This is a genomic window from Paenibacillus ihbetae (assembly GCF_002741055.1).
In the GTDB taxonomy this organism is placed as follows: domain Bacteria; phylum Bacillota; class Bacilli; order Paenibacillales; family Paenibacillaceae; genus Paenibacillus_AQ; species Paenibacillus_AQ ihbetae.
In genome coordinates, this window is the sequence record NZ_CP016809.1 from 5,141,433 (window position 1) to 5,154,656 (window position 13,224).

General features: G+C 46.3%; 12 protein-coding genes. 11 read left to right on the forward strand and 1 reads right to left on the reverse strand.

Annotated features, from left to right (window positions below):
• The first annotated feature begins 8 nt into the window (after positions 1 to 8).
• The 6 genes from BBD41_RS22970 (at position 9) to BBD41_RS22995 (ending at position 9,125) form a co-directional block, all read left to right on the forward strand.
• Positions 9 to 929 carry a carbohydrate ABC transporter permease gene (locus tag BBD41_RS22970; protein ID WP_007127767.1) on the forward strand — a complete coding sequence of 307 codons (921 nt, stop codon included), beginning with the start codon at positions 9 to 11 and terminating at the stop codon, positions 927 to 929.
• Positions 930 to 985: 56 nt separating this feature from the next.
• Positions 986 to 2,677, forward strand: coding sequence for an extracellular solute-binding protein (locus BBD41_RS22975; RefSeq protein WP_237086871.1), 1,692 nt, complete (start codon positions 986 to 988; stop codon positions 2,675 to 2,677).
• A 124-nt stretch (positions 2,678 to 2,801) separates the two neighbouring features.
• The gene (locus tag BBD41_RS22980; RefSeq protein ID WP_099478825.1) at positions 2,802 to 3,785 is read left to right on the forward strand and encodes a Gfo/Idh/MocA family protein; all 984 of its coding nucleotides are present in this window, start codon (positions 2,802 to 2,804) and stop codon (positions 3,783 to 3,785) included.
• A gap of 18 nt (positions 3,786 to 3,803) precedes the next feature.
• Positions 3,804 to 4,880 carry a Gfo/Idh/MocA family protein gene (locus tag BBD41_RS22985; protein WP_099478826.1) on the forward strand — a complete coding sequence of 359 codons (1,077 nt, stop codon included), beginning with the start codon at positions 3,804 to 3,806 and terminating at the stop codon, positions 4,878 to 4,880.
• A 381-nt stretch (positions 4,881 to 5,261) separates the two neighbouring features.
• Complete coding sequence (locus tag BBD41_RS22990; protein ID WP_099478827.1) at positions 5,262 to 6,767, forward strand: alpha/beta hydrolase family protein; 1,506 nt, start codon at positions 5,262 to 5,264, stop codon at positions 6,765 to 6,767.
• Positions 6,768 to 7,145: 378 nt separating this feature from the next.
• Complete coding sequence (locus tag BBD41_RS22995; protein ID WP_237086873.1) at positions 7,146 to 9,125, forward strand: stalk domain-containing protein; 1,980 nt, start codon at positions 7,146 to 7,148, stop codon at positions 9,123 to 9,125.
• Between the two features lie 210 nt (positions 9,126 to 9,335).
• Here the strand turns inward: BBD41_RS22995 and BBD41_RS30515 are convergent, their stop codons facing one another.
• Positions 9,336 to 9,419 (reverse strand): putative holin-like toxin, encoded by an 84-nt coding sequence (locus BBD41_RS30515; RefSeq protein WP_220687457.1) that lies wholly within the window; start codon positions 9,417 to 9,419, stop codon positions 9,336 to 9,338.
• A gap of 392 nt (positions 9,420 to 9,811) precedes the next feature.
• On the opposite strand from BBD41_RS30515, the gene BBD41_RS23000 reads away from it, so the two are divergent.
• The 5 genes from BBD41_RS23000 to BBD41_RS23015 all read left to right on the forward strand — a co-directional run bounded on the left by BBD41_RS23000 (position 9,812) and on the right by BBD41_RS23015 (position 13,136).
• On the forward strand, positions 9,812 to 10,264 hold the full coding sequence (locus BBD41_RS23000) for a hypothetical protein (protein ID WP_099478828.1): 453 nt from the start codon (positions 9,812 to 9,814) through the stop codon (positions 10,262 to 10,264).
• A 191-nt stretch (positions 10,265 to 10,455) separates the two neighbouring features.
• On the forward strand, positions 10,456 to 10,938 hold the full coding sequence (locus BBD41_RS23005) for a DUF1643 domain-containing protein (RefSeq protein ID WP_099478829.1): 483 nt from the start codon (positions 10,456 to 10,458) through the stop codon (positions 10,936 to 10,938).
• Positions 10,939 to 11,125: 187 nt separating this feature from the next.
• Positions 11,126 to 11,266, forward strand: a complete 141-nt coding sequence (locus BBD41_RS29855) for a hypothetical protein (RefSeq protein WP_157929329.1) — start codon at positions 11,126 to 11,128, stop codon at positions 11,264 to 11,266.
• A gap of 29 nt (positions 11,267 to 11,295) precedes the next feature.
• On the forward strand, positions 11,296 to 11,562 hold the full coding sequence (locus BBD41_RS30705; RefSeq protein WP_418304259.1) for a GNAT family N-acetyltransferase: 267 nt from the start codon (positions 11,296 to 11,298) through the stop codon (positions 11,560 to 11,562).
• Between the two features lie 1,067 nt (positions 11,563 to 12,629).
• Positions 12,630 to 13,136, forward strand: a complete 507-nt coding sequence (locus BBD41_RS23015; RefSeq protein WP_099478831.1) for an SRPBCC family protein — start codon at positions 12,630 to 12,632, stop codon at positions 13,134 to 13,136.
• The last annotated feature ends 88 nt before the right edge of the window (positions 13,137 to 13,224 follow it).

Genomic DNA, 13,224 nt, shown 5'->3' on the forward strand with positions numbered 1-13,224 from the left:
GTGTGTGTATGGGTGCGAGAAGGCTGACGCCGGCAGATAAAATGTATATGACGCTCAACTATACGGTCCTGTTTTTATTCTGCGCTACGGCGCTCTATCCATTTATCTATTTCCTGGCCCTGTCTTTCAATGACGGCTACGATGCGATGAAGGGCGGAATCTATTTTTTTCCCAGAGTATTTACATTAGAAAACTATGCGAAAGCGTTCAGCAACTCATTGATCTTGAATTCGTTCTTCATTTCCATTACCCGAACCGTTGTCGTAACGGTAGTCTCCGTATTTCTGACGGCTTTATTAGCCTACGCGCTTTCGCGGAAAGGGCTGCCCGGAAGAAAGTATATCGTATTCTTCTTTTTCTTCACCACGTTGTTCAGCGGAGGGCTTATCCCGACGTTTATCCTGTTCCGGCAAATCCACATCCTGGATACGTTTTGGGTGCTGGTGCTGCCGTCCCTCTACAATTTCTTCAATGCGATTATCATGAAAACCTTCTTCGACGGAATCCCGGAAGGGCTCTCGGAATCGGCCCGCATCGACGGAGCAAGCGAGTTGTCTGTATTTGCAAGAATCATCCTGCCTCTTTCGATGCCGGTGCTTGCGACCATTGCCCTGTTTGTCGGGGTGGGCGTGTGGAATGACTGGTTTACCGGTCAGTTCTTCATACAGAATGAGAACCTGCAGCCTGCCGCCACGTTCCTGAACAAGATGATCAGCGAAGCGTCCTTCCAGTCGATGACGTCATCGTCGGGAAATAGCGGATCTGCGATTCAGAACATGACCGAAACCCAGATGGAGCTGCGAGGCGTAACGCCGGAGGCCTTGAGGATGACGTTTGTCATCATTATTACGACCCCGATCATCTGTGTGTATCCATTTCTTCAGAAATATTTTGTCAAAGGCGTATTGGTTGGTTCTCTTAAGGAATAGTTGGTATAAAAGGCTGAGCCTCTTATATAAAACTTCCAATGGAAGGGGATTGTAGGATGAGAAAGAACAAGCGCAGGAGTGTTCTTGGCATGGCACTAATCGCTTTGCTGCTTTTCATGACAATGACGGCATGCACGGGAACGGGCGGAAAAGAGGAAGCAGGCACGAATGAACCGGGTCCAAAAGAGTCAGGGACTGAAGAAATAAAGCCGGTCACCTTGACTTTCCTCAGTGCCTGGAATGGCGGCGGAGCCGGTTTCCCGCAGGACCAGGAGAATAATCCCGTTGCCGGGCAGATCAGGGAGAAAACCGGGGTCACGTTAAAATTGGAATCCATCACAACAAGCGAAGTCGAGAAATTGAACACCATCTTTGCTTCCGGTACGGTTCCGGATATCGTTAACGCACCTTTCTGGTCTACGACAGGAGGAGAAGGACAAGTCATCAAGAAGGCGGCCACGGAAGGACAGCTTCTGGATTTAACCCCTTATCTCGATAAATACCCGAATGTGAAAAGACTTGTGACGACCGGGATTGCGAAGGATTTTGCCGAGTTCGATCTCAACAGCCCCGAATTTGAGGGCAAGACATATCTCATTCCTACGGAGACCCCGGACGGAACCCCGGAGAGCATTCATAATTGGAACTACGGTCTGTTTGCCAGGGGAGATATCCTGAAAGCCTTAAATGTGAAAGCGGAGGATATTGATACGCAGGAAGAGCTATATGAGCTATTGGTCAAGATCCGGGATGGCGGTTTCAAGGATATTGGCGGAAAGCCGGTTATCCCTGCCGGAACCATGTGGAATGGATGGGATTACGGCCAATTCCTAGCCGGGTGGACGGATTACACGATATCGGACTACCGTGAAGTTGACGGCAAACTGATCCACTGGACGCAATCCAAGGATCATGAAGCCAGGCTGTTATACATGAGAAAGTTAATAACGGAAGGTTTGTTCGATCTTGAAGCCTTCAACAATACGAGCACAACGGCGAATGAAAAGCTGACGACCGGCAAGCTTGCCGTATTCGGAGCCCAGCCGATGCTGGCCGATTTACAAAAAACGCTGTACAAGACGAATCCGGAAATGCAGTATGAGCTGCTCGGACCGATGAAGAATAAGAGCGGAAACATTCGAACGCAAGTGGAAAAGCCGGGCCGTTCCGGGTTCCCTGTCCTATTCTTAAGCGCGGACATCAAAGATCCCGATGCGGCATTGCGGTACATTGATTATGTCAACAGCGAAGAGGGCCGGTTGCTTGCGTATTTCGGGATCGAAGGAACGCACTACACCATGGAGAACGGGATCCCTCAATGGATTCCGGATGTGAAAAAGCAATTCGATGACAACCCGGATCTGAAGAGAGACGCAGGGCTCAATTATCTTCCGGGAAGATTTATCGGGGCCTTCTCGTCTGAAGTTACTTGGCCTACGCCTGAAGATCAAAAAACCGAGTGGCAAAAGCTGGAGGAGAGCTTCTCCGCAAGAATGCCGATCCAAATCATAGATAAAGTAAGCGCGAGCTACCTTGCAAGAGAGTGGCCTAAATATCAGGAATATATCGATAAAACCAGCAGTTTGAATTTTGATGAGGAATTTAAGAAGGCCTTTTTTGCAGCGTCCGATGAAGAGGCTCTAAATATGCTTCATAGCGTCCAAGAAAAATTCAGAGCGGCCGGCGTGGAGGAAATGGCGGAGTTCGTGGCTCAAAAAGCTGCGGAACGGGATGACGTAGGGTTCTAATGAAGGAAGTTTGCGGGATGGTGTGGATGGTGTCACTCCATCCCCATTAATTTCTAACCTTGTTTATAACGCCGCCCCCCTTAGAAAATTTGGTAAAAATACAACGGTTATGGAGGGAAGACGCATGTTGAACGTTGCAATGCTAAGTAAGTGGCATGTGCATGCAGAGGATTACGCTAGAAAGCTGCAATCTCATGGTAAGGTGAAGCTCACGGCCGTCTGGGACGAACAGCCTGAACGCGGAAGGGAATGGGCTGCCCGGTTGGGAGCGGATTTTGAAGCGGATTTGGATACGCTGCTGCAGCGGGAAGACATCGACGGCGTTGTGGTGGATGCCCCTACAAGCATGCACGCCGACGTCATGGTCGCTGCCGCGGAGGCCGGCAAGCATATTTTTACCGAGAAAGCGATGGCTCTTACTGTTGAAGAATGCGATCGGATTTCTGCAGCGGTACGCAAAGCAGGCGTCAAGTTCTGCATTTCTTTTCCCGCCCGTACAAGACCGCACCAGTTGTTCGCGAAGCAGCTGATCGATGACCATGTATTAGGGGACGTGACGCTGCTGCGGATTCGTAACGGCCACGACGGTGCTCTGAATAATTGGCTCCCCGATTACTGGTATGATGAGAAGCAAACCGGGGGCGGAGCCATGATGGATTTGGGATGTCATCCGATGTACTTAGCCAGTTGGATGTTGGGTCAGCCCAAAAGAATCACATCCATGTTCCATTACTTCACCCATCGGGCAGTAGAGGATAACGCGCAGTGCTCCATTGAGTTCGTCAACAACGCGGTCGCATTGGTCGAAACGAGCCTTGTGACGTACAGGACCCCTTCGGCCCTTGAGATTTACGGTACGGAGGGCACCTTGATGATCTCGGATGATTCCGTTCGAATCATCTCGAAGAAACTCGAGCTACCTTTTTCGGGATGGATCTCACCGACTCAGCTCCCTAAAGAGCAGCCGCTTCCGATCATCCAATGGGCGGATGCGTTGCTTGATGACAAGCCGATGCCTTCCGGACTGGAGGACGGGACGAAATTGACGGAGCTGCTGGAAGCGGCCTACATCGCACATAAGGAAAACCGAACGGTGGAGTTCAAATAACGCGGGGGAGGGGATTCCATGAGAACCGTAAAAGTCGGGATTATCGGTTGCGGAATGATTGCGGGCGGGAAGCATATGCCGTGTTTATCCAAGTTGGATAACGTACAGATAGTGGCCTTCTGCGACTTGAAGCCGGAACGAGCCGAGGAAGCCGCCCAAAAATACGGCACGCCAGACGCAAAGGTGTTTACGGATTACAAGGATCTGCTGGCCATGGAAGAAATCGAGGTTGTTCATGTGCTAACACCGAACAGCTCTCATGCGGCAATTTCCATTGATGCGCTCGAAAGCGGCAAGCATGTTATGTGCGAAAAACCGATGGCCGTCACAGGCGCCGAGGCCAAAGCGATGTACGAAGCCCACTTGCGAACAGGCAAGAAGCTCACCGTCGGGTACCAGAACCGTTCCAACGCCAAGAGCCAGCTGCTAAAGAAGATGATCGCCGACGGGGAGCTTGGGGATATCTATTTTGGGAAAGCAGTCGCTACCCGAAGACGAGGCGTACCGACATGGGGCGTGTTTCTGGATAAAGAGAAGCAGGGGGGCGGTCCGATGATCGATATTGGAACCCACTCCCTGGATCTGATCCTATGGCTGATGGATAACTATGAACCGGAGAGCGTCGTCGGCAGTGTCTTCCATAAGCTGAAGTATACTGAAAATGCCGCGAACGAATGGGGATCCTGGGATCCAAACGAATTCGAGGTCGAAGATTCGGCGTTCGGGTATGTGAAATTTAAAAATGGAGCGACGGTCATTATTGAAACCAGCTGGGCCCTCAACATTGCGGAGAGCGGCGGCAACCTGCTGTGCGGAACGAAGGGCGGGGCGGATTTTGCCAAAAATGAACTGCGGATCAACGGCGAGCGGGACGGAAGCTTGTTCCTCAATAAAATCGAAGTGAATCCGAATGCAAGAGAGCTGTTCAGGGGAGAAGAAATGACGGATTTCGAGTATGAAGCCAAACAATGGATCCACAGTATCGTGAACGATACCGACCCCTTGGTCAAACCGAGGGAAGCGATGATTGTTTCGCAAATATTAGAAGCGGTATATATATCGGCGGAAACAGGAAAAACGGTTTATTTTGATTAGGGAAGGGACGTGAAACGCTGTCCTGTCATAGCGGGTCGCCAAGCGCCGATAATTTTTCGTTTTATCAAGAAAATATTCGATCAAATACCGATCTTTATACGTATCCTTGTCTTCGTGGATGCCTCTGCATTTCGTCGAACGCATTCAAGACTGTCGATAGACAAGGAAATCGCCCATTGGAACCCGCGCCTGGCGCGGGTTATTTTAATGACTAAAGAACGTCTAATCGGCGTTAATATCCATGGATGATCCGGGCCTTCCCGCAAATCATCGTGCAGCCTTACAAGCGTGTAAGGGTATTGTCATCTAAATCAATGGTACCAACCTGGCTGTTCCTCTAAAATACTCCCTGGATAGGATTATGGTTAAGGGGGAGTTGGCGTGAGGTTTTTTGAAATGCTGCTATTCTTTTCGAGTGCGTGTTTGTTGGCATTCCAGTTCACGGTCAGTCAGCGTATCCGAAGATCAGCTTTGCTCCTGACCAGCGGAGCGGGCTCCATTTTTGTAGTGATCCATTTGCTTGTCGAAGGATACAGGGTTCAGCTATTATTTTTATACGGATTTACGCTCCTGATGCTTATTCTTTCACTGATCGACGCTTTCAAAGCACCGGCAGTCGTTCAGACTGCTTCGAGAATCCGCAGGGTGCTGGGCCGCCTTTTTATTGCGATGGGGTTACTCGCAACGGCGTGCTTTCAATATGTGTTTCCCGTATTCAGCTTTCCGGAGCCAACCGGCGAGTTTAAGGTAGGCACGCAAGCTTTTCATTTCATCGATTCAAGCCGGGAGGAGACATTTGGCACAACCGCGACAGGGAAGAGGGAATTGATGGTTCAGGTATGGTATCCGGCTCAAGCCGGCACCGGCCAGTACGCTCCTTTTATCCCCGATCCCCGGATTCTAAGTTACATGGCGGCGAACTACGGCCTTCCCGGGTTTACTTTTCAACACTTGAAGTACGTATCCAGTCATGCTTATTCGGGGGCCGAAGTTTCTTCAGCACAGACTTCATACCCGCTGATCCTTGCGAATCCCGGCTTCGGCTCTTCCAGGTTCCTCCATACGTCGCAAGCCGAGAATCTCGCGAGTCACGGATATATCGTGGCCGTGATCGACCACACCTTCAATACATTTGCAACTGAGTTTCCGGACGGTCGAATCACGACCAGCACAACCAACGACTTATTTTCGCCCGACCACGATTATCGGACCGAAAGGGGAAATCGCGACAAATTGGGAAAAGTTTTAACAGATGATGTGGCTTTTGCGCTGGACCAGTTCGAGCTTATCCAAGCGGGGCAGATTCCAAGTCGTTTTAAAGGGAAGATGGATCTCAAGCATGTCGGGGTGTTTGGTCATTCCATCGGCGGAGCGACGGCCTATGACGCTGCTTACGATCCGCGAATCACGGCCGGAATAGACTTGGACGGAGGCCTATACCGACTGCGTGACAGAGAGGGGCTGCAAAAGCCGTTTTTATTCATCCACTCGGAAACCGAATATGAACGATTAAAAATGGTGAGGGATGACCGGGTTTACACGGATGCAGAGCTTGACCGTATGGGCTCAACAAGAGAGTGGATGGATCAAGTAACGGAAGATAAAAAGCTGGAGCTTAAACGGATGCGCGAAACGGTCGGCGAAGGGGGACAAGTCCTCTATATCGACGATGCGGAGCATTTGAATTTTACCGATGTCCAGTTCATTTCTCCTATATTCAAAATACTGGGCATTACAGGAAAAATTGCACCCGAAAGAGCGAGCTCCGTTATTAATGCTTATATGCTGGATTTCTTCGACATGTATCTGAAAAACCAAGGTGGGAACTTAATGAAAGGACCGGATAGCCGCTTTCCCGAGATGAAGTTTGCCACCTCGCTATTATAAATGATGGAACAAGCTGCCGATTTCGGCATGCTCCCTTACTAAGTAAACAAAGACCGTCGTTACATTTAAGCAGCCAGTCACCGGTATTTAACCGGTGGCTGGCTTTTTCGTTTAGCCTTGAATGCGAATCGAATCAACTTGATGCGACGGGGTCCCTTTTTTTGCTCCGGACTCTCTAGTTAGTGGGCTTATTTCGACACAGGTAGACTTTCCCGAATGCATTTGCGTAATCTAACTAAACGCCTTAAAAGGGAGCGTTATTTTTTTAGTACTTTTTAATTAACGTCCCGCTGTATCATGCAGGAATTTATACCTATTTTGTCGAAATCAATCGAGGTTGTTAGAAAAATATTCCTATTTGGACAGTGAAGAGAGGTCATGGAAGTGAAAAGAACGTTGTATGTTCTCGTTTTGTTCAGCTTGCTGGTGGGACTCGGTTTGGCGGGAACGAACCAAGGTAGCGCCTCCGCTGAAGGGGCTGAGCTCCAGATCAAAGACATTGCGGGAAAGAATACCTATCTGATGAGTGACGGCTCCATGTGGTCCCTAATTGACGGGCGCCATAGCATTCGTACGCCAGGTCGTGTTGCAGCCATTAGCGGTTATGAGTACGGGGGCATCGGGATGACGCAGGATGGCCGCTTAGTGGAATGGGGCATCGGCAAGGGACCTCAGGTCGTTCCGGGTACAAGCGGCGTGAAGCAGATTTCGGGTTCCTACTGGCTGAAGTCGGATGGTACCGTATGGAGCGGCAATGTAAAAGTAAACAATCTCAGCGGCATTCTGCTGATTGCCAATGCGGATCAGGAGCTGGCTGCATTGTCCTCAAGCGGAGAGCTGCTGCTCGAGGATAACTACAAGAATGATCAATTTAAAAAGCTCGGAATCGTGGATAACCCAGCTTCCGTTAAATCCATGACCGTACACAGCGGACGCGTTGCCCTGCTGCATGATAACGGCGACGTGGTTGTATATGAGACGTCCAACTTCGACGATAACGGGCGGATCATCCCGGTAACCGTGGCTCAACAGGCAGCTCATATCGTTTACGTATCTAATGAGCCGACGGATCTTCTGATCGTGACACTCCAGGACGGAACCGTATGGACAACCGGAACGTATAAAGACCGCTGGAAGCTCAAGGAGCAGATCACAGGGCTTAGCGGGATCGTAAGGACATCCATTTACGGGAATGTGAAGGATTGGTCGGAAGGCTTCTATGCGCAGCGAAGTGACGGAAGCTGGGTACACCACAAGGATGGCCAGAACAAAAATGTGGATGTACCGGTGGTTAAAAGTTTATCCGTTGCGATATCCAATGCGACCCCTTATATAGGAGAGTCGCTGGAAGTGAGCATCCAGGAGAACTACACCAACGGGGCCAAGATCAAGGTGCCGGTTAAAGATGCAAGCATCGAGATCGAGAAGCCGTATTTGTTGAGTGTGCAAAAGAACGGTACGTTGAAATCTGCCGGTGTCGGAAAGACGCAGATTACGGTAACATCGGGCGGCCAGTCCAAATCGGTCACGGTGTCTTCCAGCCTGCGCAACAATTTGAAATTCGCGAAACAGATCAACGGCAATGTCATGGTTCCAGCGAAAGCCGTTATCCAAGCATTGGGCGGAACCTATTCGGCCAAAAGCGGAGGCGTGGAGGCGAAATTCGGACAGACCGTGCTCACGTTCAAAGCAGGCAGCAACCAGGCCAAGCTGAATGAAAGCTCCATCCGTCTCAAAGCTGCGCCCATGAACGACAAGGGCGAGCTGCTCATTCCGGCCTCCGTATTATCCGACGCGCTGGGGGCTAAAACCACCTGGGATGCCAAGTGGAAGCAAGCGCATATCTCCCTTGGCACGGATGCGACCCTGACCGTGGTTTCCAGCGAAACGGTTGGATTGATCAAAAAAGCAATGCAGGGCAATTTGGTTAAGTTCATCGGCCGAACGTATTGGGTGAACGAATTCGAGGACCTGGAACGCTTCTCGAAATTGACGGTAACCGACATTTTGCCTGACGACAAGGGTGAATTCAACGTTATCTTCAAAACGGCATCAGGGAAAACGGTCAAAAGTTATCCTATGCGTTCTTCGGAAGTGACGCAGCTGTTCGCAGACCGTTCCTCGTTGTTAACTTACGACCCTTATAAAAAGTACAAATGGTCCGCGTCCATCTGGAAGCAGATTAAAGCCGGACAGGTTTCCCTCGGCATGACGAAGGAGCAGGTACAGCTGTCATGGGGGAACCCGGCTGCGAAAGACATAACCTCCGGCGGTGGAAAAACCATTGAAACATGGGGATACTCCAATTTTAATATCGTTTCCTTCGTGAATGGGAAAGCTATTTTGATCATCATGTAGAAGGAACTTGACAGTGATTAAAAATAACGGACCCAATATAAATGAATTTAACAAAGAAAACCTATAAAAGCGTTATAAATTGAGTTATACTGAGGTAAGAATAAGAAAGGAGCCGTGCGCGAACACGACTCCTAAGTACAATAACTGCATAAAGAGCAGTCGGCCACGTAAGATGGGTCGGAAGTAGACCGTTATCCTAGCCAGGGCGGTCTATTTCTTTTTCATGTAGGTAAGCAATGCCAGAATGAACATGCCGAACATGAACATTAAGGAAAGTGCATCTTTGACCTCCATGGGCATCACCTCCCTTCTGGGAGATTAGCCGACCGCCCTTATAGCCGTATATTGTACTAGAAAATTATAACATATAAGACATGATGAAATATCATTAAAATACTATAATTACCTAGAATACATAGGAAACAAAACCGTATATGAGAATGTAAACACAGAGAAGGCAGTAACATCACTTAACAATGTATCTATGCTGCGGGGCATTCTCCCCTTGGTTGTCAGAAGCAAACTCACAGGCGTAAACTCAGACAACACACGACCCGGCCTAAGATAAGAGCTATCTAAGGACGGGTCGCGTCATAGATGCGGAAACGTTATGTGAAATAACGGGAATATTACTGGATTTAAAATTTATTTGACGCAGAAATTTAGTGTTTGAGGAGAAGAAGAGCATGAATAGAATATCCAACTTATCCAGCGGATTGATTGGTGCAGTAGTAGGGGCAGCCATAGGAATTGCTGGTACATTACTTGTGTTATATATAACTCTATCATTTAATTTTGCAGTTGATAGCGAGGCAGCAAAGATGGAATTAGAAAACGCTGTTCAACTAATTAACACTTATAAAAGTGACTCAATAGGTCCAAGATTTAAACTATTAAATACTGATATTGAATGGAAGACAGTGTTGCTTAACGGTAATAGTAAGGATTTTAGTGAAATGTACTATGAATTAATAAGAATAGATTTATTAAGAGATATGATTATTAATGCGAGTAGTGAAAATGAAAAAAATAAGTTAATTGAAGAATATAATAGCGCTATAAATCTTATTAAGAAGCAAATAAATTTTGAAGAGCAATTAGGACGTTTAGAACAAATGAATAACAATAGGGTTGAATGATTATGATTCTAAGCCGTTACCTCACATAACAACGTTTTCACGCATCGTCACTGTCGCTCCTCGGTCAGCAGAAGCTATTTGCAGAGAAGTGGGAGCTGCTGACAACTTGCTGTCGCAAGTTCGTGAATACAAGAACGTTATACGACAGAACTTAAATCATATTTTCAAAAACATAAAGGAAGGTGAGTTCAATGAAGCAAGGCGCTGTGTTTGATCCAGAAAGAAATTATAGATACTTATTGACTAGAGAATGGGATATCACACTACCCAAGCTATTATTCATAATGTTAAACCCCAGTACAGCAAGTGAAATCTCAGAAGATCAGACTTCAAGACAATGTCTATATTTTGCAAACAAATTTCAATATGGATCACTTGAAGTAGTCAATCTCTATAGTTTGATTTCAACTGATCCAAAAAGGCTAAAAGAATCATTAATAGACCCTGTAGGGCTTGAAACTGACAAGTATATTATAGAAGCAGCACTAAGAGCCGATAGAGTGGTCATAGCATGGGGCGAAAAACACTTTTTTAACAAAAGAGACAAACACGTAATGGAATTATTGAGGAGTGAAGGAATTGATCTATTTTGCTTAAAGAAGGCTAAGTCTGGCCATCCTAGACATCCTTCAAGACTTGGACACGACATAAATGAATTGATTTATTATGGATGATTATTGAGGTAGCAAGTTCCGTCGTATAACATAATAATCACGCATCGGGCATATGCCCTCGGCCCGGAAGAGGAATTTCGGGGAGGCAGTAGCAGCCGGACACATCCGACTACGTCGGACGTCGTGAATACGGAAACGTTATACGACAGACCCAAGCTATTATTATTTAAAGAAGAGGGATTAAAGCATGGAAACCTTAAAGTTAGTCCCGGCACTGTTAAGTGATGTTGACATTTTAAGTGAAATGAATAAAGAGCTTATTGAAGATGAAAAAAGCGAAAACTCTATGACAATAAATGAATTAACGATTAGAATGAAAGATTTTTAAATAGTGATTGGAAAGCAATTTTACTTGTCCTGGGTGAACAGATTGTTGGTTATGCCTTATACCTGGAAAGAGTGGACGTAAATAATAGGAAGGACAAAACCGTGTATTTAAGACAATATTTTATCAGAAGGCAATATCGAAGAAGCGGGTTGGGAAAAAGAGGGGTTGATTTAATGAGAACGGAATTGTTCCAGGATACAACCATATCAATTGATGTACTTGAGAGTAATCCAGGAGGGAAAAGATTTTGGGAAGAGATAGGATTTAAGAAATATTATACAAACATGAGGTTATAACCATAGGGAATAGAGGGTGAATCAAGTGGTCCGTCGTATAACACTGTATTCACGCTGCAGCCGGCTGACGCCGACCTGGGTCGCCGCGAGGATTTTCGAGGAAGCGGAATCAGTCGACAACCCTGCGAGGCTAAGTGGCGGAGCCACCCGGCCCTAACGGGCCTTAAGCCTCTCAGGTTCGTGAATACACAAACGTTATACGAAAATTCGCAAGTACATAATTAGGGAGAATCAAGATGAAAGAAAGATTTAGAATACTCTTCGTTAAATCAAATAACTTAATCAGATGGATTGGATTGGTGATGCAAATAAGGTAATGAGTAATATTCTTGTAGGAATTTTTATGATAACCCTATATGCTTTGTTCTTCATAACGAGTCTCAGATTCTATTGGATAAAACCTCCCAAATTTATTAGACAGTCAACTGAAACCCCTTTGCAACTCTTTGATATTTTTGGTCACTGGTCGTTTCTATATGGTGTTTTTATTTATTCCTTCTTTGCTTCGTTCTTCATATCTGTAAATTATTTTATCAGTTATTCATATTATTGGAATACAAAGAAATGTCGGGAAGCTCTTTTTTAATTTATTTTTTATTACAACAGCTATTTATACAATTCTATATTTTATGTATCATTTATCAATAAAAAATTTATCACCCCAAGTAATTAAAGCAAGAGTCGGATTATATATAGCTGTTGCAGCAACAATTAGTGCAGGATTGTTTGGTCTATCATTCAAAGAGATACTAACACCACTGATCACATATCTGGGAATCGGATTTGCCTGGCTAACTTATTTTATCGATAAAGTAGATTGTGAAAGTGAAGCCTAAGAAGGGCTATCGTATAACACCATATTCACGCTTCGGGCCATTCGGCCCTCGGTCCGGCAGGAGATATAGGCTAAGAAGCTGATGCAACCGGACACATCCGACTTAGTCGGACGTCGTGAATACAACAACGTTATGCGAAATTCTCTGTTAGTGCATCTATAAGTTCTAAAGGCAAAGATATTAAACAGAAACTAGTATCTTTGAACTGTGAAATAAAGGAGGAGGACTTTCATGGGTAATAATTTAAATCAATCGTTTGAAATTACGCGTGTATTCAATGCCCCTCGCGAACTCGTATTTAAAGCATGGACAGAGCTTGAGCATTTCGTGAAATGGTGGGGACCAAAGGGGTCCACCCTCGAAGTCGTTAAAATGGACGCTCAATCAGGTGGTGCATTGTTAAGTTTTCAGACGTCTCCTGACGGAAAACTAGTTATGTGGAGAAAATTTGAGTACCAAGAGGTTGTCGCCCCTGAGAAAGTTACTTATATCCAATCCTTTTCCGATGAGAAAGGCAATACGATCCGAGCGCCATTTAGCACGAGTTGGCCTCTTGAAATTTTGAATATCATAACATTTGAAGATAGCAAAGGTAAAACTGTCTTAAAACTGAAAGGTTACCCTATGAACGCTTCCGCTAAGGAACAAGAATTATACAACGGTATGGCACCAAAGCTCCAACAAGATCTTGAGGGGACTTTCGATAAACTTGCCGACTATCTTGTCTTCCTGAGTTAGAATATGTAAAATTCTCATTCCGTAAAAAATTGATCCAATAGATTAATTCCAAATGACTAAGGTCATTGAGCTAACGAGAAAAGATAGC

Bases quoted from the DNA above. Each gene is read 5' to 3' on its own strand.
- BBD41_RS22970 (WP_007127767.1), top strand. From the start codon at position 9: ATGGGTGCGAGAAGGCTGACGCCGGCAGATAAAATGTATATGACGCTC.
- BBD41_RS22975 (WP_237086871.1), top strand. From the start codon at position 986: ATGAGAAAGAACAAGCGCAGGAGTGTTCTTGGCATGGCACTAATCGCT.
- BBD41_RS22980 (WP_099478825.1), top strand. From the start codon at position 2,802: ATGTTGAACGTTGCAATGCTAAGTAAGTGGCATGTGCATGCAGAGGAT.
- BBD41_RS22985 (WP_099478826.1), top strand. From the start codon at position 3,804: ATGAGAACCGTAAAAGTCGGGATTATCGGTTGCGGAATGATTGCGGGC.
- BBD41_RS22995 (WP_237086873.1), top strand. From the start codon at position 7,146: ATGGAAGTGAAAAGAACGTTGTATGTTCTCGTTTTGTTCAGCTTGCTG.
- BBD41_RS30515 (WP_220687457.1), bottom strand. From the start codon at position 9,419: ATGGAGGTCAAAGATGCACTTTCCTTAATGTTCATGTTCGGCATGTTC.
- BBD41_RS23000 (WP_099478828.1), top strand. From the start codon at position 9,812: ATGAATAGAATATCCAACTTATCCAGCGGATTGATTGGTGCAGTAGTA.
- BBD41_RS23005 (WP_099478829.1), top strand. From the start codon at position 10,456: ATGAAGCAAGGCGCTGTGTTTGATCCAGAAAGAAATTATAGATACTTA.
- BBD41_RS29855 (WP_157929329.1), top strand. From the start codon at position 11,126: ATGGAAACCTTAAAGTTAGTCCCGGCACTGTTAAGTGATGTTGACATT.
- BBD41_RS23015 (WP_099478831.1), top strand. From the start codon at position 12,630: ATGGGTAATAATTTAAATCAATCGTTTGAAATTACGCGTGTATTCAAT.